At 37.9% G+C, this 23593-nt stretch carries 24 protein-coding genes and 1 tRNA gene; 3 read left to right on the plus strand and 22 right to left on the minus strand.

The features are described 5' to 3' along the window. Positions 1–34: 34 nt before the first annotated feature. On the minus strand, positions 35–952 hold the full coding sequence (locus CD31_RS15265) for a DMT family transporter (RefSeq protein ID WP_036078803.1): 918 nt from the start codon (positions 950–952) through the stop codon (positions 35–37). A 122-nt stretch (positions 953–1074) separates the two neighbouring features. Here CD31_RS15265 and CD31_RS15270 point away from each other — a divergent pair, with 122 nt between their 5' ends. Further along, on the plus strand, positions 1075–2445 hold the full coding sequence (locus CD31_RS15270) for an aminotransferase-like domain-containing protein (protein WP_036078805.1): 1371 nt from the start codon (positions 1075–1077) through the stop codon (positions 2443–2445). Positions 2446–2499: 54 nt separating this feature from the next. Here CD31_RS15270 and CD31_RS15275 read toward each other — a convergent pair whose 3' ends face one another. The 3 genes from CD31_RS15275 to CD31_RS15285 form a co-directional block, all read right to left on the minus strand. Continuing rightward, the gene (locus CD31_RS15275; protein ID WP_036078808.1) at positions 2500–4773 is read right to left on the minus strand and encodes a S9 family peptidase; all 2274 of its coding nucleotides are present in this window, start codon (positions 4771–4773) and stop codon (positions 2500–2502) included. Between the two features lie 148 nt (positions 4774–4921). Continuing rightward, positions 4922–5671 carry a TPM domain-containing protein gene (locus CD31_RS15280; RefSeq protein ID WP_052125390.1) on the minus strand — a complete coding sequence of 250 codons (750 nt, stop codon included), beginning with the start codon at positions 5669–5671 and terminating at the stop codon, positions 4922–4924. Continuing rightward, positions 5671–6252: a LemA family protein gene (locus CD31_RS15285; protein ID WP_036078810.1), complete on the minus strand. Its 582-nt coding sequence runs from the start codon at positions 6250–6252 to the stop codon at positions 5671–5673. Before CD31_RS15285 ends, CD31_RS15280 begins: the two co-directional genes overlap by 1 nt. A 133-nt stretch (positions 6253–6385) precedes the next feature. Between CD31_RS15285 and CD31_RS15290 the strand changes: the two genes are divergently transcribed. Further along, on the plus strand, positions 6386–7000 hold the full coding sequence (locus CD31_RS15290) for a spore coat protein (RefSeq protein WP_036078811.1): 615 nt from the start codon (positions 6386–6388) through the stop codon (positions 6998–7000). 88 nt (positions 7001–7088) lie between these two features. Here CD31_RS15290 and CD31_RS15295 read toward each other — a convergent pair whose 3' ends face one another. The 4 genes from CD31_RS15295 to CD31_RS15310 form a co-directional block, all read right to left on the minus strand. Then, entirely contained in the window at positions 7089–7811 is a 723-nt protein-coding gene (locus CD31_RS15295) for an amino acid ABC transporter ATP-binding protein (RefSeq protein ID WP_016993912.1), read from the minus strand. Beyond that, positions 7808–8518: an amino acid ABC transporter permease gene (locus CD31_RS15300; RefSeq protein WP_004228035.1), complete on the minus strand. Its 711-nt coding sequence runs from the start codon at positions 8516–8518 to the stop codon at positions 7808–7810. Before CD31_RS15300 ends, CD31_RS15295 begins: the two co-directional genes overlap by 4 nt. A 90-nt stretch (positions 8519–8608) precedes the next feature. Continuing rightward, positions 8609–9403: a basic amino acid ABC transporter substrate-binding protein gene (locus CD31_RS15305; RefSeq protein ID WP_016993913.1), complete on the minus strand. Its 795-nt coding sequence runs from the start codon at positions 9401–9403 to the stop codon at positions 8609–8611. A gap of 496 nt (positions 9404–9899) precedes the next feature. Next, positions 9900–9974, minus strand: a tRNA-Arg gene (locus tag CD31_RS15310). Between the two features lie 309 nt (positions 9975–10283). On the opposite strand from CD31_RS15310, the gene clpP reads away from it, so the two are divergent. After that, a complete protein-coding gene (gene clpP / locus CD31_RS15315; RefSeq protein ID WP_004228025.1) occupies positions 10284–10874 on the plus strand; it encodes an ATP-dependent Clp endopeptidase proteolytic subunit ClpP in 591 nt (196 codons plus the stop codon). Between the two features lie 54 nt (positions 10875–10928). Here the strand turns inward: clpP and CD31_RS15320 are convergent, their stop codons facing one another. The 14 genes from CD31_RS15320 to CD31_RS15385 all read right to left on the minus strand — a co-directional run bounded on the left by CD31_RS15320 (position 10929) and on the right by CD31_RS15385 (position 23469). Continuing rightward, positions 10929–11186 carry an HPr family phosphocarrier protein gene (locus tag CD31_RS15320; RefSeq protein WP_004228023.1) on the minus strand — a complete coding sequence of 86 codons (258 nt, stop codon included), beginning with the start codon at positions 11184–11186 and terminating at the stop codon, positions 10929–10931. 112 nt (positions 11187–11298) lie between these two features. Beyond that, the gene (gene whiA, locus CD31_RS15325) at positions 11299–12246 is read right to left on the minus strand and encodes a DNA-binding protein WhiA (protein ID WP_036078812.1); all 948 of its coding nucleotides are present in this window, start codon (positions 12244–12246) and stop codon (positions 11299–11301) included. Between the two features lie 65 nt (positions 12247–12311). After that, positions 12312–13307, minus strand: coding sequence for a gluconeogenesis factor YvcK family protein (locus tag CD31_RS15330; protein WP_036078813.1), 996 nt, complete (start codon positions 13305–13307; stop codon positions 12312–12314). Between the two features lie 4 nt (positions 13308–13311). Continuing rightward, complete coding sequence (rapZ, locus tag CD31_RS15335) at positions 13312–14205, minus strand: RNase adapter RapZ (RefSeq protein WP_026023440.1); 894 nt, start codon at positions 14203–14205, stop codon at positions 13312–13314. A 9-nt stretch (positions 14206–14214) separates the two neighbouring features. Beyond that, positions 14215–14682, minus strand: a complete 468-nt coding sequence (locus CD31_RS15340; RefSeq protein ID WP_016993558.1) for an NUDIX hydrolase — start codon at positions 14680–14682, stop codon at positions 14215–14217. Between the two features lie 348 nt (positions 14683–15030). Next, positions 15031–15975 (minus strand): thioredoxin-disulfide reductase, encoded by a 945-nt coding sequence (gene trxB / locus CD31_RS15345; RefSeq protein WP_036078816.1) that lies wholly within the window; start codon positions 15973–15975, stop codon positions 15031–15033. Between the two features lie 161 nt (positions 15976–16136). Next, on the minus strand, positions 16137–17660 hold the full coding sequence (locus tag CD31_RS15350; protein ID WP_036078818.1) for a tetratricopeptide repeat protein: 1524 nt from the start codon (positions 17658–17660) through the stop codon (positions 16137–16139). 90 nt (positions 17661–17750) lie between these two features. Further along, on the minus strand, positions 17751–18368 hold the full coding sequence (gene hisIE / locus CD31_RS15355) for a bifunctional phosphoribosyl-AMP cyclohydrolase/phosphoribosyl-ATP diphosphatase HisIE (RefSeq protein ID WP_016993559.1): 618 nt from the start codon (positions 18366–18368) through the stop codon (positions 17751–17753). Then, positions 18365–19126 carry an imidazole glycerol phosphate synthase subunit HisF gene (gene hisF / locus CD31_RS15360; RefSeq protein WP_036078821.1) on the minus strand — a complete coding sequence of 254 codons (762 nt, stop codon included), beginning with the start codon at positions 19124–19126 and terminating at the stop codon, positions 18365–18367. Before hisF ends, hisIE begins: the two co-directional genes overlap by 4 nt. Further along, complete coding sequence (gene hisH, locus CD31_RS15365; RefSeq protein ID WP_036078824.1) at positions 19120–19752, minus strand: imidazole glycerol phosphate synthase subunit HisH; 633 nt, start codon at positions 19750–19752, stop codon at positions 19120–19122. The genes hisF and hisH overlap by 7 nt, the downstream gene beginning before the upstream one ends. Next, complete coding sequence (hisB, locus tag CD31_RS15370) at positions 19749–20348, minus strand: imidazoleglycerol-phosphate dehydratase HisB (RefSeq protein ID WP_036078827.1); 600 nt, start codon at positions 20346–20348, stop codon at positions 19749–19751. The genes hisH and hisB overlap by 4 nt, the downstream gene beginning before the upstream one ends. A 4-nt stretch (positions 20349–20352) precedes the next feature. Then, on the minus strand, positions 20353–21627 hold the full coding sequence (gene hisD / locus CD31_RS15375; RefSeq protein WP_016993563.1) for a histidinol dehydrogenase: 1275 nt from the start codon (positions 21625–21627) through the stop codon (positions 20353–20355). A 41-nt stretch (positions 21628–21668) separates the two neighbouring features. Further along, a complete protein-coding gene (hisG, locus tag CD31_RS15380; RefSeq protein ID WP_036078829.1) occupies positions 21669–22304 on the minus strand; it encodes an ATP phosphoribosyltransferase in 636 nt (211 codons plus the stop codon). Next, positions 22297–23469 carry an ATP phosphoribosyltransferase regulatory subunit gene (locus CD31_RS15385; protein WP_016993565.1) on the minus strand — a complete coding sequence of 391 codons (1173 nt, stop codon included), beginning with the start codon at positions 23467–23469 and terminating at the stop codon, positions 22297–22299. Before CD31_RS15385 ends, hisG begins: the two co-directional genes overlap by 8 nt. Positions 23470–23593: the final 124 nt, after the last annotated feature.

The raw sequence follows: 23593 nt of genomic DNA on the forward strand, positions 1-23593 counted from the left end.
TATTATAAACGATGTAGCAATGAAGAAATGGCTACTATTCTTTGATGATGTTTATTTGAGCTTTCTTAGTATCCTTCTTTGTAATGGCTGTATTTTTGCCAACAATGACGGAAATCACAACAATCATTGCCACGACGATCGTAAACCAAGAGATGGATTCATTTAAAAATAGCGTAGCAAAAAGAATCATTAAAAATGGCTGTAAATATTGAATCTGACTAACTCTTGCAATACCTCCTAAAGCCATTCCCCCATACCAAGCAACATATGCTAAAAACTGACTGACAACAGCTAAATATAACAGGCTAACCCACGCTGTAAGAGGGGCATGTAGCATTTCCAAGGAAAATTGGGAAATGACAGGGACAATAAAAAAGGGAGCCGCCAGCAAAATAGCCCAAGCAATAACCTGCCAGCTCCCTAATTCCTTCGCTAACTGTCCTCCTTCTGCATAGCTAAGACCTAATATTACAACTGCTGCTAATAATGCTAGATCTGCCTTATGTAATTGTCCTAAGCCTAAAAAGCTAGCATAAATAATAACTGCTATAGCCCCAATAACACTCGATAACCAAAACTTAAATGAGGGACGTTCACCTGCTCTGAATAAAGCAAAGCCCGCAGTCGCTAAAGGTAAAAGTGCTAATTCGATTGCGCCATGTGTAACTGGCAGCCTTGTCATTGCCCAAGATGTAAGTAAAGGAAATCCTAATACTGCCCCAAAGGATACTATTATCAAGCTTTTAAATTGTCTAGCATTCGGTAGTCTTTCTTTTCTTACAAGTAAAACGATGGCTACGATGAACGCCGCGATGAAAGCTCTCCCCAATCCTACAATTGTCGCTCCAAAGTATGGTACAGCTGTACTTGTTGCGGGTAACGTTAGACTAAAGCAAATTACCCCCACAAATCCTAACAGCAAACCTATTTTTTCTTTTCTTTTATCCTGCATGTGCTCATCCTTTCATTTTCCTCTCCATCTGTCCCTGGTATAATCCATAGTAATCGGTGCTATCTCTAAAATGAACAGAATTTTCTGCCAACTGTCCTGGTACAGATAAAGGAGGAAGGACGATGATTGCAAAATATGTAGAGGTTGTAGAGAACATTAAAGAGCAGCTTGCTAATGGTGTGCTCATTGCAGGCAGTAAACTACCTTCCGTACGACAACTGTCTGAGAAATTTTCCTGCAGTAAAAATACAGTGATAAGAGCTTATAATGAGTTAGAAAAGGAGCATCTTATTTTTTCCAAACCTAAAAGTGGCTACTATGTTGTGAATAACATAGAGCAACCGAGTACACACCAACAAGTTATTGATTTTTTATCTGCTGGTCCAGACAAAAGCATTATGCCCTATATTGAATTTCAGCATTGCATCAATCAAGCTATTGACACATATAAAGAAGAATTATTTAGTTATAGTGATCAGCAAGGGCTTTACTCGCTACGTGTACAATTGGCTAAGTATCTGCAGGATTTACAGGTCTTTACTGAACCTGATCGATTATTTATTGTCTCGGGTTCACAGCAAGCATTACATTTACTAGCGGCGATGCCATTTCCGAATGGTAAAAATAATATATTAATTGAACAGCCTACCTATTTTGGTTTTATAGAATCTGTCCATCTACAACAAGCTACAACTTTTGGGATTGATTTAACAATGGAGGGCATTGATTTAGATCGTCTTGACTATATTTTTCGCAATAATGACATTAAGTTTTTCTATACTGTCCCGAGATTCCATAATCCTCTTGGTCATAGCTATACAAATGACGAAAAAAGAAAGATTGTGGAATTAGCAGACAAATATGATGTTTATATTGTGGAGGATGATTTTTTAGGAGATTTAGATCCTAACACAAAAGCGGATCCGTTATTTTCTTTTAATCCCTCTGGTAGAGTTATTTATATTAAAAGCTTTTCAAAAGTATTTCTTCCAGGTTTAAGAGTAGCGACAGTCGTCCTTCCCACTATAATGACAAATCATTTTCTACGTTATAAATTTAGTGCTGATTTCAATAGCTCTGTTCTCTCGCAGGGTGCCTTAGACATTTATTTAAAAAGCGGTATGTTTCATAGCCATATTAAAAAGATTAAAGAGCTTTATATAAGAAAAATGAGCGTTTTACAGGAGGCTTGCGAATCATTACTTCCCACCTCTACTAACTATACGAAACCAGTATCAGGCTTTTATCTTTCTATTGTTCTTCCTGATAATGTAAGTGCTAGGCAGGTGGTTCATTTATTAAAGGAAAAAAATATATTGATGGATGACGTTGCTAGAATGTTTCTACCAGAATTTAAAAAGGATAATCTTATTCGTTTAAGTATTTCTCAGGTAGATGAACAATTAATTTATACTGGTATTGAGGAGCTAGCACTTTGCATGTCATCATTTAAACGTAAAATGCGCTATCCAAATTCCATTCACCTATTGTAATTAAAAAAGGCATTGATTGTGAGCAAGCTACACATCAATGCCTTTTGTTTTAAGTTATTTTAAATGACTATCGAAGAATTTTACCATGGCATTATAGAATTCAATTCTATTTTCTTCATTTGCGAAGCCATGTCCTTCATTATCTTTTAGCATGTACTCTACCTCCACACCTCTAGCGCGTAAGGCTTCCACAATTTGATCGGATTCTGCTTTGTTCACACGTGGGTCATTTGCTCCTTGAGCGACAAATAAAGGTGTTTTGATTTTATCTGCATGGAAAACAGGTGAAACAGCAGTTAACAATTCTTTGTCTTTCTCTGGATGGCCTACACGCTCATAAAACATGTTACGCATAGTTTCCCAGTAAGGAGGGATGGTATTTAATAATGTAAATATGTTAGATACCCCTACATAATCAACTGCAGCAGCATATAGATCAGGTGTATACGTAATACCCGCTAATGTTGCATAACCACCAAATGATGCTCCATAAATACCAATGCGATCAGGGTCTGCAATGCCCTGGTCAATTGCCCATTGTACACCATCAGTAATATCATCTTGAATCTTCAGACCCCATTGCTTATTACCAGCCTGAAGGAACTCTTTACCATATCCAGTTGACGAACGGAAATTCACCTGAAGCACTGCATAGCCACGATTAGCTAATAATTGTACTTCTGGATTGAAGCCCCACATATCACGTGCCCATGGTCCACCATGTGGATTGACAATAAGAGGGAGATCTTTCACTTCTTTATTTTTCGGTAAAGTTAAATAGCCATTAATCGTTAAACCATCTCGGCTCTTATATGAAATTGGATGCATTTCTGCAAGTTCATTCGGATTTAACCAAGGGCTTAAAGTCGCCAATTCAGTTAATTCATCTGTTGTAGAATCGTAGTAATAATATTTTCCATAGACAGTATCACTTGAAACGCTCACAATAAATTTTGTCATTTCTTTATTATAATCATTGATACCAAGCTCACTTTCATGCACATTCAGCTTGCTTTGGATTTTACGGAAAAGCTTTTCAAAGTTCTCGTCAAAGAATTGGTAATGTGGTTTATCTGTTATATACGCACCATATAGCAATTTATCGTGTTCGGCACTATATAAGACACCAGAAACATCTACTTGATCATTCGACATAATTACTTCTTCATTACCTTTTAAGTCGTATTTCACAACTTCTACTTTGTCTCTACCTTTGTTTGATGTAGCATAAATGTATTGATTGTCTTTTGAGAAAGCTAGTGGCATTACTTCATCTCCAGCTTTCATTTCAATAAATGGCTTGAATTCATCCTTTTCAGAATCTCGATAAAGAATCGTGCCTTCCACACCATCTGAAGCTACAGCAATTCGCACATTGCCATTGCGATCCGCTAGCCAGCTCGTAATATTACCTGGATTTTTTGCAACGTGCGTTGTTTCACCAGTCTTTACATTCAGCTTGTAGACATCAAAAACTGTTGCATCTTCCTTATTCATCATGATAAGTATTTCATCTTTAACACCCTGTAGGCCACTTAATACCCCAACTGTGACATTTGGATATGGCGTTAGATCTTTTTCCTCAGAGCCATTAAATGTTGTAGAATAAATATGGAAGTTCTCATCTCCACCTTTATCCTTTAAATATAGTAAATTATTATCCTTCCAGAAAAATCCTGCGACATCCCGATCTTTTGAATTCGAAACACGAACAGGCTCACTATCATCATTCATCTTTTTCACGAAAACATTCGCTCTATTCTCCCAAGCAGAGGAGTAAGTAATGTAATTGCCATCTGGTGAAAGTTCATAACCGAAATTACCAGGATTTTTCATAAAGTCTTCAACTGAAATTTCCTTTACACCTTCATGATTGGAACCATTTTTTATTTGTTTTGCATTGTTTAATATTTTTACTGCATCTTGTTTGGACATTGCTTCTGTATTTAATGATAAGCCATTAAATAGACCAATCTTATTGGCTTTCTCTAAATAGTCAGCAAGTGAAGCTTCTTTTTCTTCTTTATTTAACGCTCTAACTAAAATACGAGCCGCTTCATCACGTTTAATTGTCAAACTTAAATCTGTGAATTCTCCAGCCTTTACCCATTTATCAATAATTTGTTGACGCATTGAATCTGATCCGTGCTGGAATGTTAAAGTTGTTACAGCTAAATTCAAAAATTCCTGCGCTGACACACGTTCTTCTTGTGCTGTTACTGTGCTATTAGTTTCATTTGCAGCACGGACATCTTGCATTGTTGCAGGAATAACTACAGAGGTTGATAGAATAATTGCTAACGATGCAGATAAAAATCTTTTTTTCAAAATGATTCCTCCCTATATCAGTTTACGTTATATCGATTGTCGATATATTTAAATTATACCAATTCTAGCATTATTGTCAATAATTGAGAGGCTATTATTTAAGCCATAATGAAAGCGAACTAAACAGATTAGTTCGCCACTACCTCTATTAAAATTTCCTGCTTGCTCCGCCACCAGCAGAAGATCCACCACCAAATCCACCAAAGCCGCCTCTACTCGAACGTCCTCCACCAAAACTACCAGGATAACCGCCATAGCCTCCAGCACGAGGACCTCCGCCACCTTTCGAAAAGAACGTATAAAAAATAAGGACAATGATAATGATTAGGATAATTAACCAAGTGGGCATGTCTTCCTCTTCGTTTGTTTGCGCTGGCATATCACCGTTCCAATTATACTCTTGGGCAACAGCGCGAAAAACTTCAGAATAGGTTGCTTGAAAAGCTTGATCTAAATTACCCGTACTTGCCGAGGGATAAAATGCATTATCTAAAATGCGTCCTAATTTACCATCTGGTAATGCTCCTTCTAATCCCTGGCCCACTGCAATTACAACGTCGTTATTTCCTTCCCCTTGACCAAAGGTAGCTAAAATCAAGACACCGTTATTTTTTTCCTTATCTCCTATGCCCCATGAACGAATCAATTTTGTCGCATACATTTTCGGTTCTTGTCCATGAAGACTATCAATTGTGACAACCATGATTTCAGCCCCTGTGCCTTGATCCAATTGCTCGGAATAATGATTTATCTCTTCTTTGACATTCGCCGAAATGACATTAGCAAAGTCATGTATATACGTATTTTTCATAGGTGACGGCATCGTTGCTTTCGCTAGATTTGAGAAAAAAAGAAGCACCGAACAAACGATGATCATCTGTACAATGCAACGTTTCATTAATGGGTACCCGATTGGCTAAAGTCGATAGATGGTGCTTTGTCAGCTCCTGCTGCGGCTTTAAAGTATTCTTTTTGTTCGAAGCCAAACATTCCTGCCATTAAATTCCCCGGGAAACGTTTAACATGTTTATTGAATTGTTGCACCTCATTATTGTAATCCTCACGTGCTACAGCTAGACGATTTTCGGTACCTGCTAGCTCATCCATTAACTGGCGGAAGTTTGCATCTGACTTTAAGTTTGGATAATTTTCTACCACTACTAGTAAACGACTAAGAGCACCAGTTAAAGCATCATTGGCAACAGCTTGCTCCTCTGGTGTTCTTGCACTTCCCATTTGTGCACGTGCCTGCGTAATATTCGCTATCACCTCTTGCTCATGACTCGCATAGCCTTTCACAGATTCCACTAGATTGGGAATCAAATCATAGCGACGTTGGAGCTGATTTTCAACTTGTGCCCATTTAGAATCAACATTTTCCTCGGCTGTCACCAGGCTATTATATTTAGGTATAAATAATAAGGCGATTACAACAAGAATGATGACAATTATTCCAATTGGTCCAAGTAACTTTTTCAATTTTAAGCCTCCTTGACTTGCATTTCCTTCTATCTTTAGTCTACATTTTTACCTTTACATTTATACCGTATGAAATTGAATTGACACGACATACTAAATACTGCAACAAAAAATTATTGAGGAGGCGTTTTTTTTGTCACAATCGTTTTACAATGAATCATCAAACCAAACAAATTTCAATCAACAACATAGCCTAAATCATGGTGGACATGAAATGATGGACATGCATGAAACAATTGGCGAAATTATTGCAGGTATGAACCAAGCGATTATTTTGCGTCCCCATGTAAAAGATCCTGAATTACTCAATATTTTGGATCGCCAATATAATTTCACTCTTGGTATGTACAATACGATCGTAGAATCCTTCAAAACAGGACACGATCCATCTGTTCCAACAGGACGCTACCAAATGGAAACAGGAAATGACTTCAAATATGGCCTAAATCCTGGTCAACCAAAAAAGCCAATGCAAAACGCAAATGAAATCAATGATGAAGCTATTTCTGGATTTTTACTTGGCGCTCAAAAAGGAGCAGCAAAATGCATGACAACTGCTGCGTTGGAGACAACAAACCCTGTAGTTCGTCGCGTTGTTGCGGATAGTATTCCTAACTGCATCGAAATGGGATACGAATTATCCATTTATCAAAATAAACACGGCTATTATCAGGTGCCTCAGTACTCTCAACAGGATATGCAAGCGATGCTGAATGCATACGACACAACATCTAATCCCCTTCATTAAATAAAAACAGTCCATGGTGAATACTCACACCATGGACTACTTTTTTAGTACAAAAAAGCGAACAAGCATGTCGTTCGCTTTTTCAGTTTTATAATACTTTTCCTAAAAACGCCTTCGTACGGTCGCTTTGTGGATTGCCGAATAGTTCCTCTGGAGAACCTTCTTCTACAATATAGCCCCCATCCATGAAGACCACTCGATCGCCTACTTCACGGGCAAAGCCCATTTCATGTGTCACAACAACCATTGTCATCCCTTCAGCTGCTAGATTTTTCATAACATCTAGCACCTCTTTTACCATTTCAGGGTCAAGTGCTGAAGTTGGTTCGTCAAATAAAATAGCTTTTGGCTTCATTGCTAAGGCACGAGCAATTGCCACACGCTGTTGCTGACCACCTGATAGCTGCTCAGGATAATTATATGCCTTGCTATCGAGGCCAACCTTTTTTAATAGTTCATGTCCTAGAGCCTCTGCGTCTGTACGACTCATTTTACGAATTTGCATAGGTGCCATTGTAACATTATCAATAACAGTCATATGCGGGAATAAGTTAAATTGTTGGAACACCATACCTACTTCAGCGCGAATTTCATTGATATTCGTTTTAGGATCGTTAATTTTTACATTTTCAATATAAATAGCACCATCCGTTACTTCTTCTAACATATTGATGCAACGGAGAAATGTACTTTTTCCTGAACCAGACGGCCCAATAACACAGACAACTTGTTTTTCTTGAATTTCATAATCGATTCCTTTTAATACTTCAAGCTTGCCAAAGTATTTGTGTAGGTTTTCAATTTTTATCATCTAGCTTCCCGCCCTTCTACCTTAGCTTTACGAGGGACATAGCTATTGCTAAATCGTTTCTCGATAAATGCCACAATTTTCGTTACACCATATGTTAAAACTAAATATAATAATGCTGCAACGATATACGGTTCCCAGAAGCGGAAGCTTGCACCAGCTACGACCTTACTAGCGTATAAAATATCTGGTGCTGCAATTACTGTTACGAGTGAAGAATCTTTTAATAATGCGATAAATTCATTTCCTAATGGTGGAATCATACGTCTAAATGCTTGAGGTAAAATGACCTTACGCATCGCTTGGTTATGCGTTAATCCAAGAGAGCGAGCAGCCTCCATTTGTCCTTTTGCAATACTTTGAATCCCTGCACGGAAAATTTCTGCATTATAAGCAGCACAGTTTAAAATAAGCGCTGTAATCCCTGATACCATATAGCCTAAAGAATGACCAAAAATTGTTGGAATAACTGCTAAGTGAATTAACAAGATTTGTACAAGCATCGGTGTTCCACGGAATAAATCGATATATAGTTTAGATGGCCAATAGATCCATTTTTTACTCGATAATTTTCCAAGGCCTAAAAATAGCCCTAATAGAATACCGCCAAAATAACCACTAAGTGTCAAAATAAGTGTTACGCCAATACCTCGTATAAACATATCTCGGTAGTTCCAGACAATGTCCCAGCGTAAGTCAAAGATGTCCATCCGAAAACCCCATTCCCCTTTAAATTACGATTAATAAATGAGCCGTTAGCACAGTTACTATGTTAGTAGCATCATGTCATTCATTTCTTACTAAAAATCAGTACCTGTAATTTCTTTTAATTTACCGTTTTCTTTAATCTTTTTAAGACCTTCGTTTAATTTATCTAGTAATTCTTTATTGCCTTTTTGAACCATGAAGCCATAGTATTCTTTTTCGAATGCGTCATCTTCAATTACTTTTAGTTTTTGATCTGGATGAGCCTTAATATATTCATAAACGACTGCGTTATCTCCGATAGCTGCATCAACATTACCATTTAGCATCTCTTGAATAGCGATTGGCTGACTTTCAAAAGCCATAATATTTGTACTTGCTTCCCCTTGAAGCTTTTTCGCAGCCATATGACCAGTAGCATTGATTTGTACTGATACTTTTTTATCTTTTAATTCATCAAGAGATTTAATTTTTGAATCTTCTTTCACAACAATTAATAACTGAGACTCATAGTATGGTTCTGTAAAATCAAATGATTCTTTACGTTCTTCTGTAATTGTGATCCCTGAAGCACCGATATCTGTTTCACCGTTTTTAATTGTTTGGAACACTGGCTCCCATCCAATATTATTCCACTCAACCTCAAAGTCCATCTCATCTGCAATTGCTTGTAGAATATCGACATCAATCCCTACAATTTTCCCTGAATCGTCAACAGATTCAAATGGTGCAAAAGTGGCCTCAGTACCTACTTTATAGACCTTTTTGCCATCTCCACCATCTTCTGAAGAAGAGCTACCTGAAGATGCCCCATCTTTTGTACCACATCCTGCAAGTGCTAATGTTAATGCCGCAATAATCATCAGTAACATCCAACCTGTTTTTTTCATTATATTTCCCCCTAGTTCGATAATTTTCCAAATTACGTATTATTTTTCGCAATTCGGAAATGTTAGACTATTAGGTCAATTATATTAACATTATAGTATTTAGACAACAACTTTTCGCATAAAACTAAATATTTTTTCATATAAATTTATATGAAATTCATATAATTTGAAAAAACATGTATAAATAACAAGAAAATAAACCTAAAACTAATATATATACAATGAGAACCATGCCAAATTTCGATAAATTTAGGCAAAAAAAAGAATCCCCTCAGATAGGATTCTTTTTTTTCGACTATTGCTAGTCTCACGTACAGTATGTTCACTAAAAAATAATTTGGAGTTGTTGCTTTTTTGAAGGTTTGAAAGGAATAAATAGGGGAATAATGCCAACTAGGACAGTATTCCCTATTCTTCCTCTCGATCTCCAGTAAGCAGGCTGCTAAACTACTTATTAGGAGATGAGCTATAACAGTATATCAATTAATCAGTAAAATGGCGCCCTCGGAGGGAATCGAACCCCCAGTGCAAGAACCGGAATCTTACGTGTTATCCATTACACCACGAGGGCAAAAGACACAAAAAAAAAGTACTCACTCTAGGCTTACGAAAAGCATGATGTAGATAACCCTCATTTTTGAAGCATACCTGCAAAATAGTGTTCTGTACTTTAAACCTTATAACCTTAATCATTATACAAGCCTATCCTATATAATTCAACCATAGATTGCAAAAACAATTTATTTTTTTTAATTTCACTTTAGCAGGGTTAATATTTGACCTTCCCTGACTATAATGTGTATGATAAGGATACAGCTGAAATACAAAGGAAAATTTTCAGCAAAGGTATTCGAATTTAGCTTTTTAAGGAGGATTTAACATGAATTTAATTCCTACAGTTATTGAACAAACTAGTCGTGGTGAGCGTGCATATGACATTTATTCACGTCTACTTAAAGACCGTATTATCCTTTTAGGAAGTGCCATTGATGACAATGTTGCCAACTCCATTGTCGCTCAGCTTCTTTTCCTACAAGCAGAAGATCCAGATAAAGATATCTCTCTTTACATTAATTCACCTGGCGGATCCATTACGGCTGGTATGGCAATCTATGACACAATGCAAATTATTAAACCACAGGTACAAACAATTTGTATTGGTATGGCTGCATCAATGGGTGCTTTCCTACTTGCAGCTGGAGAACCTGGTAAACGTTTTGCCTTACCAAATGCTGAAGTTATGATTCACCAACCACTAGGTGGTGCGCAAGGGCAAGCGACAGAAATAGAAATTGCTGCTAAACGTATTTTATTCTTACGTGAAAAATTAAATGGCATTTTATCTGAACGCACTGGTCAACCACTTGAAGTCATTGCAAGAGACACAGATCGTGATAACTTCATGACTGCTGAACGTGCAAAAGAATATGGCTTAATTGACCACATTATGCATCGTAGCGATAATAAATAAAAAAGAGAAGGCATCACAGAATTGCTCTGTGATGCCTTTTGTATTTTTTGAATGTTAATCTTCATTTTCAATAATTGTTGCCAACGCTGTAACCGCTTGCTCAGCATCGTTACCTTCACTGCTTAAAGTCACTTCAGTACCTTTAGCAACTGCTAAGCTCATGACACCCATAATGGATTTGGCATTTACTTTTTTCTCGTCTTTTTCTAGAAAGATATCAGCACTAAAACGATTTGCTTCCTGCACAAATAGTGCTGCTTGTCTAGCTTGTAGTCCTAATTTTAATTTAACCTGGACTCTTCTCTCAATCATTCTCAAAACTCCCCTTCACTACCGTTCATCTATTAGTTTTATCTTACCTTACTTACAGGCAAAAGAACAATAAGCGATTAGCATGACATTCATACCTGAAAAGTATGATAACTTAACCACCTATTTTTTCACCACGCCTTAATGCATCCGCAATCTCATCAATTTTTCTCAATCGATGGTTAACACCAGATTTACTAACCGTTCCACTAGATACCATTTCACCAAGCTCTTTCAATGTCACATCTTGGTATTCAACACGGAGACGAGCTATTTCACGAAGCTTCTCTGGTAGTTGATCAAGACCAATTGAATTTTCAATAAATCGAATATTCTCTACCTGCCGTAATGCTGCACCAATGGTTTTATTTAAATTGGCAGTTTCACAGTTCACAATACGGTTGACACTATTACGCATATCTCGCAAAATCCGAACATCTTCAAATTTCATCATAGCCTGATGTGCGCCAACAATATTAAGGAAATCTGAAATTTTTTCCGCTTCCTTTAAGTACGTCACAAAGCCTTTTTTACGTTCGATTGTTTTGGCATTGAGTTCAAATTCATTCATCAAATCCATTAATGCTTCACCATGCTCTTTATATAAAGAATAAACCTCTAAATGATAAGCCGATGTTTCTGGATTATTGACAGAACCTCCTGCTAAAAAGGCTCCTCTTAAATAAGCTCTTTTTTGGCCACTCTTTTGAATGAGCTTTCTTGAGATAGTATGGTTAAATTGAAAGTCGTCTGAGATGATTTCTAAATCAATTAATAGCTCACGCGCACCTTCTCTTACACGACATATATACACATTATTTTTTTTCAATCGCATTTTCTTTCGAACAAGTAATTCCACATTGTAAGGATACAATTTTTTCATAATCGTATATAGTCTTCTGGCTATTGCAGCGTTTTCGGTTTGCACGTCTAAGCTTAGTTGTTTATTTGCAAAGGATAATGAACCATTCATACGAATTAGGGCAGAAACTTCTGCTTTCATACAATGATCGTCCGCTTCTATTTGTGTCAATTCTTTTTTTGTTTCAGAAGCAAAAGACATATCACGCCCCCCTTTCAATCATGATTTCTATGTATATGTTCATCTTACCATATACAATAAAGCCATTATGTTTCTATTATTGGTCCTCTTACTTTTTGATGGTAAATATCAGCATAATCTACCAGCCATTCTGCAACATTCGTAGCATTATGGCGAACCGTTCCATCTGGTCGAATTGTAGCAATGTCCCGTTTAATAACTTCTAATCCCATACTTTCAAGCTTTGCTACGTCAAATGTTACTGGTTCCGCTCTTTCTTCTTTATACAATTCTTTTACAGGGTTCGGTAGTTCTTCATCATTTACTAAAATGGAATCGATAAAATCATGGCCAACATGCTTATGTATGGCTGTTACATGATCGCCTGCTGAATAAGAAATAGTTTCGCCCTTTTGTGTCATTAAATTACAAACATATATTTTTCTTCCTTTAGCCTTAACAACTGCTTCTCCTATTTCCTTCACAAGCAAATTCGGAATAATACTTGTATATAGGCTTCCTGGTCCTATTAAAATATAGTCTGCACGAAGTATTGCACGAATAGCTTCTGGTAACGGTTGCACATTTTCAGGTACTAAAAAAACGCGATTAATGCGTTTGGTCGCTGTCGGGATTTTTGATTCGCCCTCTATAATTGAGCCGTCATCAAGTACAGCATGTAGGGTGATTTTTTTATTAGCAGCTGGAATTACTCGACCATGAACTTTTAAAACCTTTCCCATCTCACTTATAGCATGACTGAAATCTCCGGTAATATCAGTAAGGGCTGTAAGCATTAAATTTCCTAAGGAGTGACCTCGTAAATCTTCAGATGCCGAAAAACGGTATTGAAACATTTGCTCTACAAGGGGCTCAATATCTGATAATGCTGCAATCACGTTGCGTACATCACCAGGTGGTGGGATATCATAATCATCACGTAAACGACCTGAAGATCCACCATCATCTGCTACTGTTACAATAGCAGTTATATCAAATGGGTGATGCTTCAGCCCGCGAAGTAACGTGGAAAGCCCTGTGCCACCACCAATTACCACAAGCTTTGTTTGCTTTTTCCCCATTCACTCATTCCTTTCTACGATTAATATCACGATGCGTAATAACCGTATTTTCCTTGCCCGCAAAATATGCACCAAAAAATTCTGCTAATGTCACGGAGCGATGCTGGCCCCCAGTACATCCAAAAGCAATAACAAGCTGTGATTTGCCTTCTTGTCGATAGAGCGGAATCATAAAGTCTAATAAATCCGTTAGTTTTTGTATTAGTATTTGTGTATCTTCCAACGCTAACACATAAGAAGATACCTCCGTTTGAAGACCCGTTTTTGGACGTAGCTCCTCCACATAGTACGGGTTTTTAAGGAAACGAACATCAAACACTAAGTCTGCATCAATCGGCATTCCATGTTTAAAGCCAAAAGACATAATATTAACGGTAAAAATAGTATCTGCCTCACTCGCAAATTCTTTGACGATTTTTTCACGTAATTGCTTTGGTTTCATGTTAGATGTGTTATAAACAAAATTGGCACGACCTTTTACGACAGATAAAAGTTCTCGTTCCTGTTTAATCCCATCTAGAGGTAAACCATTCACTGCTAATGGATGTGCACGTCTTGTTTCTTTATAACGTCTGACTAATGTGGCATCATCTGCATCTAAAAATAAAATACGAGCAACAATATCGCCTTCTTTTAGTATATGGTCTAATGCGCCAATTAGAGCATCAAAAAAGTCGCCTCCGCGCATATCCATCACTGCTGCAATTCGAGTACTGTTTTTACCAGAATCCCTTAGTAAGGTTAAAAAAGTTGTAAGTAACGCAGGTGGTAAATTATCAATACAGTAATACCCTAAATCCTCAAAGCTTTGAATAGCTACTGTTTTCCCAGCCCCAGACATTCCTGTAATAATAACCAATTCATGTGTACTTTGTTGGCCTTCAACCACCACTGTCATGCAACTCCTTTATTGTTCTTTTGAAATTTGTATTTTTTGATGAAGTAATTCAAAATCCGTTGTATAGTCAAACGTGCCATACTGAATGCCTGATTGCGAAACAGCAAATTGTAAATTAGTTCGATCTCCTTCAGCCATTGGCAAATGTGCTAAATCCTCTACTGGGTGCCATGCAAGTTTGCCTTCTCTTGTTTCTTCAAATGGTACTCCATCTACATCCTTTGCAACAAATGTATAGAGCATCCATTCATCCACTACATCATTGTTTTCTTTAATGATCATCGTATAAACACCCTTTAAATGAACATGTAAAGGTGTGACATTTGTCTCTTCTTGAAACTCACGAATAGCAGCCTCAAAGATTGACTCGCCGCTCTCCATTTTCCCTCCTGGAGCTACATACCAGCCTCGTCTTGGTTTCTGAAGTAATAATACTTTACCGTCTTTTACGGCAATTAAATTTGCAATTCTTTGCATAGGCACACCTCTAATCACTTTTGCATTCTACTCTTCATTATAACAAGACCTTGTAAGATTTGTCCTCATTTACAACTCTTGTACGCAGACTATTAACAATTTAGTTCTATTCAAAGATAACCATCTCATCTTGGGCGAAATTTACGTGTTTCGTAATATTATTATTTGATTTTTTACACATAAAAAAGTAGGCTGCTCCCACCTAATGGAGGCGGAAACAACCTACTAAACAAAATAAAAGGGGGATTGCTAATTACATTTTTAATCATACACCTTTTATATGTCATTCAAGTTACAGCAATATTAAAACCACATTAAAATTGTATTTTTTTCCTTAAAATAGCCATGTTAGGCATTAATCTTCTCTAATAGCTCTTCTACATAATGTTGAACAGCTTGCGCGGCAATACTACCGTCACCAGTTGCTGTTACAATTTGACGAAGTGATTTTTCACGAACATCTCCAGCTGCAAAGATACCTGGGATTTTTGTTTCCATCGTGTCATTTGTCAAAATATAGCCAGCGTCATTTAAAATACCTAATGATTCAAATGGTTTAGTTAAAGGTAGCATACCAATATAGACGAATACACCATCTGTAGCAAATTCAGATTCTGTACCATCAACAGTTGATTGTAGTGTTACACTGCCAACTTTACCATTCGCTTCATTGATTTCTTTGACAGTTGCATTCCAAATGAAATCAATTTTTTCATTGGCGAAGGCACGATCTTGTAAAATTTTTTGTGCACGTAATTTATCGCGACGGTGGACAATTGTCACTTTATCTGCAAAGCGAGTTAAATAAACACCCTCTTCAACCGCTGAATCTCCGCCACCTACGACAACAAGATTTTTTTGTTTAAAGAATGCACCATCACATACTGCACAGTAGCTGACACCACGGCCACCAAGTTCTTTTTCACCTGGCACACCCATTTTTTTATATTCTGCACCAGTTGTAATAATAATAGCACGTGTTTTATATTCTTTTGCGCCTGATTTAATTGTTTTATATTCTTCTCCATCGATGATTTCCGTTACATCACCATAGGCGTATTCAGCACCAAATTTTTTAGCATGCTCAAACATTTTTGTAGAAAGCTCTGGTCCTAAAATTGTCTCAAAACCTGGGTAGTTTTCCACTTCTTCTGTGTTTGCCATTTGTCCACCCGGAATGCCACGTTCAATCATTAATGTTGACAAATTCGCACGAGATGTATAGACGGCAGCAGTCATCCCAGCAGGACCTGCACCAATAATTACTACATCATAAATTTTTTCTTCTGACATAAATACTTCCCCCTAAACAGAATACTTTTTATCTTCATTCAACCAATACACAAAACGTCATTATAGAAGAAGATCAATGACGCTACGAAAAAATTGGTGATAGCGTTAGTATGTTCATCGTATGTGAAAGTATAAAGTTATTCAACTATGTTGCTCATACTTTAATTATGACTGTTTGGCAAAAACGTTAAGATTTCGTCAATATACTTCGATAAAGTAGATACAGATACTCCATATTGCTGTGCAATTTCCTTTTTTGTCACTTTGAGCATTTGTGAAGATCTGAATAAATAATCATTTGCTCCTGCAATTGCTGTTGGATTTGTAAAACGATAATTTTCTACTAAAGCTTGTTCACATAGCACAAACCACATTTGAAACATAGGTACAATTAATGATGATAGCTTTCCATACTGTTCTAATAAAATTTCTGAAACCTCTACTGACCGTAAAAAGCTTGCTTCTACTTTGTTTTTCTTATCAAATTCATGTCCTAGTGCATAAGCCAAAAATAATTTCTCAAAAGAGCCTAATTGTTCAATATTAATCCATTTTGGATGGGCGATAATTTCTTGCTTATGCGCTGTGCCTTTCAGTAAAAACAAGCCAAAAATGCGCTCACTTGTATAAGTGCTCTCTAATTTTTCAACAATAAAATCACGATCATGCTCCAATGCATCAAGCCCAAATTCATTTTCTTGTTGACGCCAAGGTTCAAAGCCCTCTTTGTCTGGGTCTAATTCTAGAAGCTGATCCCAAGCACTTTTCGAAATCTCCTCATGTCCTGAGAAATAGGCAGCATGCGACAACCAAAAGTAAAATCCTGCATCTCCTACATAGCCTCTCTTTTGCATACTGCGCAGCCATTTATAGGCTAATTCATATTGGCCGATTAAGGCTAATGTAGCACCAAGTTTATATCGATGCTCCCAAGTATAGGGTTGAATTTTGACAAGAACATTTAACAGTTCCTGTAAATCCTCTTCATTTTTTTCATAATACGCAATCACCGTTAAATTGCATAATGCATGTAGATTGCCCTTATTTTCACGTAGCACTGTATGCAAGAGAGCCTTTGCTTGCTCTTCTTCTCCAACATAAAAATAAGCGAGTGCTAGATTATTATAGGCGGACCAAAATGCTGGTCGATCTTCAATTAAATCTTCTAAAATAGTAATAGCTTCAGGAAAATCTCCCTTTTCCATACAACGACGAGCTTGCTCCTGACGATATAAATCCTCACCAGAGCCTTCAAGCTCTTCAAAATCATCTTGCTCAAAAGCGACAAACTCTAATATTTCTGCCGCTTCATCCGCATAAGCACCCTCAGGTTCTAGCTTTAAATATTCTTCAGCAAAGCGTTTTGCATCATGCATGATGCCCACACATCCTGATACTTCTGCCATGTAAAATATGATTTCTGGATTATCTGGATCAATTTGATAGGCACGACGAAGTAGATCATACGCTTCCTCAAAACGTTGACCTTCTAACTCTACTATGGCTAACTGCAAGATAATCATTGGATCGTCGGGGCTTAAATCTACCGCACGCTGTAAATATTTATAGGCTTTATTCATTTGTCCACTGTTCATTGCTTGAATTGATTTCTTATAATAATAGTCGCCTGTTGGAATGAACGACACTATATTCGATTGAGTCTCATTTTGACGTTTCTTTTCCAATATATTTCCTCCGAAACAAGAAATAAGGAACGTATTTTACGTTCCTTTACACAGTATCTCCTATTATACCACACAATCAATAATATGCTGTTATTTCTCCTCGTGACGTTTTTCCAACACATGTAGAACATCATAAATGCTTACTTTTTGTTCTTGTAATAATACTAGTAGGTGATAAATTAAATCAGCAGCCTCCCATTTTACTTCCTCAGCATCTCGGTTTTTGGCACCAATAACCACCTCTGTTGCTTCTTCCCCAACCTTTTTACAGATTTTATCAATACCCTTATCAAATAAATATGTAGTGTACGCTCCTTCTGGCATTTCCTGCTCTCGCTTTTCGATGACACGAGCAAGTTTAGAAATGATGTCAATAGAGCCTACCTTCTCATTTTGCTGAATGACTTCAGTGAAGCAAGAAATTGTACCATTATGACATGCTGGCCCCGTCGGTAGAACCTCCACTATTAACGCATCTTGATCACAATCTGCTTTGATTGACACTACTTTTTGTGTATGGCCACTTGTTGCTCCCTTATGCCAAAGCTCTTGACGGGAACGAGAATAAAACCAAGTTTCCCCTGATTCAATGGTTTTAGCTAATGACTCCTTATTCATATATGCTACTGTTAATACCTCTTTTGTATTGGCATCTTGTACTACAGCTGTAACAAGACCTCTCTCATCAAATTGAATGTTCTCTATCATCTTACCGCCACTCCTTTTTCACGTAAGTATTCCTTTACTTGCGCTACACTCGTTTCTTTATAATGGAAGATGGAGGCTGCTAGTGCAGCATCTGCATCTACCTCATGTGCTAATACTTCGTAAAAATGTTCGGCATGTCCTGCTCCACCACTGGCAATCACAGGAACTGTCACAGCTTCACGTACTGCTTTGGTTAAGGCTAAATCAAAGCCTGATTTTTCTCCATCTTGATTCATACTTGTTAATAAAATCTCACCAGCTCCTAAGCGTACAGCCTCTTTTGCCCATTCAATAGCTGACCAAGATGTTTTGTTGCGTCCACCATGTGTATAAACCATCCATGTGCCATCTTTCTCACTATAGCGAGCATCAATTGCTACAACAATGCACTGTGCGCCAAAGTAATCAGAGCCTTCCTTAATAAGTGCAGGTCTTTCCAACGCGGATGTATTCACCGAAACTTTATCAGCACCTGCTCGTAAAATACGCTTCATATCATCCAACGTACGAATGCCTCCGCCAACAGTAAAGGGTATGGCAAGCGTAGCCGCTGTTTGACGAACGACATCTACCATCGTTTCTCGACCTTCATGTGAAGCAGAAATATCTAAAAATACAAGCTCATCTGCTCCTTGTTCATCATAGAACTTCGCAAGCTCCACAGGATCTCCTGCATCTCGGATAGAGACAAATTGTATACCTTTTACAACACGACCTTCTTTCACATCAAGACATGGGATAATACGTTTTGTTAGCATGCCTTCACACCTTTCAACCATTGCTCTAATAAATAAACACCTAATTCCCCTGATTTTTCAGGGTGAAATTGCATGCCAGTCACAGAACCATTCGTCACAATACCAGGTACTTTAATGCCATAGTAATCAGCATAGGCAACAAGCTCTGATTCTACGATATCTGTTGCATAAAAGGAGTGAACAAAATAGACATGCTTCGCTGATACTTCATTGTGTAACCATGCAGGACGTTTTGCCACAATCAGTTCATTCCACCCCATATGTGGTACTCTGTATGCTTGGCCCTCTTGGCTACCACTAAAGCGTTTAATACATCCCTTGAAAAAGCCTAACCCCTTTGTTGGGGTTACTTCATCACTTTGCTCGAATAATAATTGCATGCCTAGACAAATCCCTAAAAGAGGACGGTTTTCGCTTTGTACCTTCTGTAAATATTGATCTAAGTTTGTTTCAGCTAAACGCTTTCTGGCATCAGGGAATGCCCCCACCCCAGGTAATAAAAGTGCGTCAGCTGTATCTAACGCCTTCTCATCAGCAGTTATAATAACCTCACAGCCAAGCCGTTTTAATGCTTGCTCCACACTAAATAAATTGCCCATACCATAATCAATAACACCTATTTTCACGTCAACAGCCCCTTAGTAGATGGTACGCCTTTAACACGCGGGTCAATTTCCACTGCGGCATCAATCGCACGTGCTAATGCTTTGAAAATTGCCTCAATAATGTGATGTGTATTCTGGCCATAAGGTACAATTACGTGAACATTCATCCTTGCCTCAAGGGCAAATTTCCATAAAAATTCATGCACTAATTCTGTATCAAATGTTCCTACTTTTTCTTTTAATGCTGGCACACGATACTCTAAATGAGGTCGATTCGAACAATCGACCACTACCTGAGCTAGTGCGTCATCCATCGGTACAAAGGCGTTACCATAGCGTTTAATGCCTTTTTTATCACCAAGTGCTTCTCGAACAGCCTGACCTAATACAATACCAAGGTCCTCTGTTGTATGGTGATCATCAATATAAGTATCGCCATTAGCATGTATTGTGCCATTAAATAGTCCATGCTTAATAAATAAGTCAAGCATATGGTCCATAAAACCTACGCCTGTTTGGATATCAGCCTTGCCCTCACCATCTAAATCAATGGCTACTAAAATTTGCGTTTCATTCGTTGTACGCTCTATCTTTGCATATCGTTTCTTTTCTGTCATCGTCCTATTCCTTCTCCCATCCACGTGATTCCACTGCACGAGCATGTCCCTCTAAGCCTTCCATACGCGCTAGACGTGCAATTTTTGATGCATTGTCACTCCAGGTTTTTTTACTATAGTAAACAATACTTGATTTTTTCACAAAATCATCGACATTTAAGCCACTTGCAAAACGAGCCGTACTATTGGTTGGTAGTACATGATTGGTCCCTGCAAAATAATCACCAACTGGCTCAGAACTATATCGACCTATAAAAATACCGCCAGCATGTCTTATTTGCTCAGCTAGTGCCTCCGCATTTTCTGTCACAATTTCTAAATGCTCTGGTGCTAATGAATTAATAGCTTCCACTGCATCCGCTAATGTTTCAGCTACATAAATTACCCCAAATTTCTCTATAGAAGCACGCGCTACTTCTTGACGTGGTAAGTTCAGCAGCTGCTTCTCTACTTCCTCAGCTACTTTTTTAGCTAATTGCTCTGAGGTTGTGACAAGAATTGCGCAAGCTAGCGGATCGTGCTCTGCTTGTGATAAAAGGTCTGCAGCAATTTCATCAGGATAGGCTGTATCATCAGCCAGCACAGCAATTTCACTCGGTCCAGCGATCATATCAATGGCCACTTCTCCAAATACCTCACGTTTGGCAAGTGCCACATAAATATTTCCTGGACCTGTTATTTTATCGACTGGGGAAATTGTTTCCGTGCCATAGGCAAGTGCAGCTATGGCCTGTGCCCCACCAACTTTATAAATCTCATCAATCCCTAAAAGGTGAGCCGCCACAAGTACACCTGCTGGTAGTTTCCCTTTCTGCCCTGCAGGTGAAGTAATAACAATACGTTTCACCCCTGCAACCTGCGCTGGTATCACATTCATCAATACAGATGAAGGGTAGGCTGCTGTACCACCTGGAACATATAGTCCTACTGCATCTAAGGCCGTTACCCGTTGACCTAACCAAGAACCCTCTCCCAGTTCTAGGCGATACCCTGAACGTATCTGTTGTTCATGATAAAAGCGAATATTTTCTGCTGCTTCCGCTAAGTCCTTATAAAGTTGAGGATCAAGTTCACTTACTGCTTCTTGTATTTCTTCTTCAGAGACGCGCAAACTCTTAGGGACATAGCCATCCCACATCTCAGTATAGGTACGTAACGCCGCATCTCCCTGTACCTTAACATCCGAAAGGACTTGTCGCACAACTTTTATTTGTTCCTCATTTCCTCCTTCAAGTGGTCTTTTTAAGGAAATGCCTTTTTCAAGCTTTGTTATTTTCATCGGATTAATCCCCTTTAGTCCTCATATGTAGCTAAAAATGATTACTCTTTCTGCTCATTCACACATTTCTTTAATCGCTTCACAAGATCAATAATACGCTCACCTTTCATACGATAACTTACTGGGTTTGCAATTAATCGAGAAGAGACAGCAGTAATAAATTCATATTCTACTAAGCCGTTCTCTTTTAATGTACGACCTGTAGAAACAATATCGACAATTCGATCAGCTAAGCCAATCATTGGTGCTAATTCAATAGAACCATTGAGCTCGATTATTTCCACTTGCTCACCAATGCCTTTGTAGTATTTCATTGCAATATTCGGATATTTCGTAGCAATTCTTGGCGCAATCTCATTCATGGAGGTGTTTGGTAAGCCTGCAGAAGCGATATAGCAATTACTAATTTTCAAATCAAGTAATTCATGCACCTCTCGCTGTTGCTCTAACAAGACATCCTTACCAGCAATACCTATATCCGCAACACCATGTTCAACATAGACAGGAACATCCATTGGCTTTGATAAAATAAAGCGAATTTTTTCCTCTGGTATTTCAATCATTAATTTACGTGACATTTCTACTTCTTCTGGTAAATTAAAGCCTGCCTTTAACAGCATTTGATATGCCTCTTCAAAGATTCGTCCTTTGGGCATTGCAATCGTTAATTCATTCACCGCCAACTTCCTCCTGTCCAACTACCACCACTTCTGTAAAATATGCTAAAAAGGCCGCTTCATCGACTAGACTACTACGTAACTGCAAAGTAGCTAATTTTCCTGCTGCTCGTAAAGTTTTAACCTTTAGTAAAGCTGCCTCAAATTGTTCTTCTTCAAAAAGTACAACTGTTGCTTCCTGTCGTTTCTCGGACTGCCCATTAAGTGTTTCTAATAAACGATCCACACGAATACTAAATCCTGTAGCACCAACCTTTGAACCAAATACCTCTAACAAGCCATCATAACGGCCTCCATTTCCTAATAGGAAGCCACTTCCTACAGCAAATACTTCAAATAGCATACCCGTGTAATAACTCATATGACTCGAAAGTGTGAAATCAAAAGCTACATAATCAGCTAAGTCAGCCATTTCAAGTAGTTGAGCAAGTTGTTGCATGTATTCTAATGCGTCATTTTTACGTACATATTTTTCAATATCTCGTATATCCTTGACATTCATGGCTTCTTCAATAAATTGTAAGAGGGCATCGGATTTAGCTTTTGGCAGATCAAATGATTCTACTGCTTCTTCAAACCCTACATAATTTCGTTGGACAAGCAATGTTCTAAGCGTTGTTTGCTGTTCAATACTCTCTGTGTAATCTTGTAAAATGCAATTTAATATACCAGCATGTCCAATTGTGATTTTAAACTCTTCCAATTTAAAATGCTTTAATAGCTCCATTGCCGTTACAATAACTTCTGCATCGGCAAAAACTGATTGATCACCTATTAACTCAATTCCCATTTGATCAAACTCAGCTGGCCTGCCACCTTCTGCTTCCTGCGCTCGAAAAACGCTTGCAAAATAGGCAAGGCGTAGTGGAATCATTTCCTTTAATAGTTTCGATGTAGCCACTCGAGCAATCGGTGTAGTCATGTCAGGTCGCAGCACTAACGTATTTCCTTGGCTATCCACTAACTTAAATAAATGAGCATCAGCAATCGCTGAAGCCTTCCCCACTGTATCGAAATACTCCACCGCAGGCGTTTTTATAAACTCATACCCCCTCTTATATAAAAAGTCTCTACCAGCATGTCTAACTGCTTCAACTTTCTCATAGATTTGCGGAAATGTATCGCGCATTCCAAGTGGTTTTTCAAACATTTTTATCGACGACATATGGACACTTCCTCACATTTCACTTTAATTCACTAGAGTGTTAGAGAATTAGATTATGAAAGAATTTTAACTTATTTCAATAAAACAGTCAACGTTATCCTCATTAATTATCGAAATCTTTAAA

Source organism: Lysinibacillus boronitolerans JCM 21713 = 10a = NBRC 103108 (assembly GCF_000772935.1).
Lineage (GTDB): Bacteria > Bacillota > Bacilli > Bacillales_A > Planococcaceae > Lysinibacillus > Lysinibacillus boronitolerans.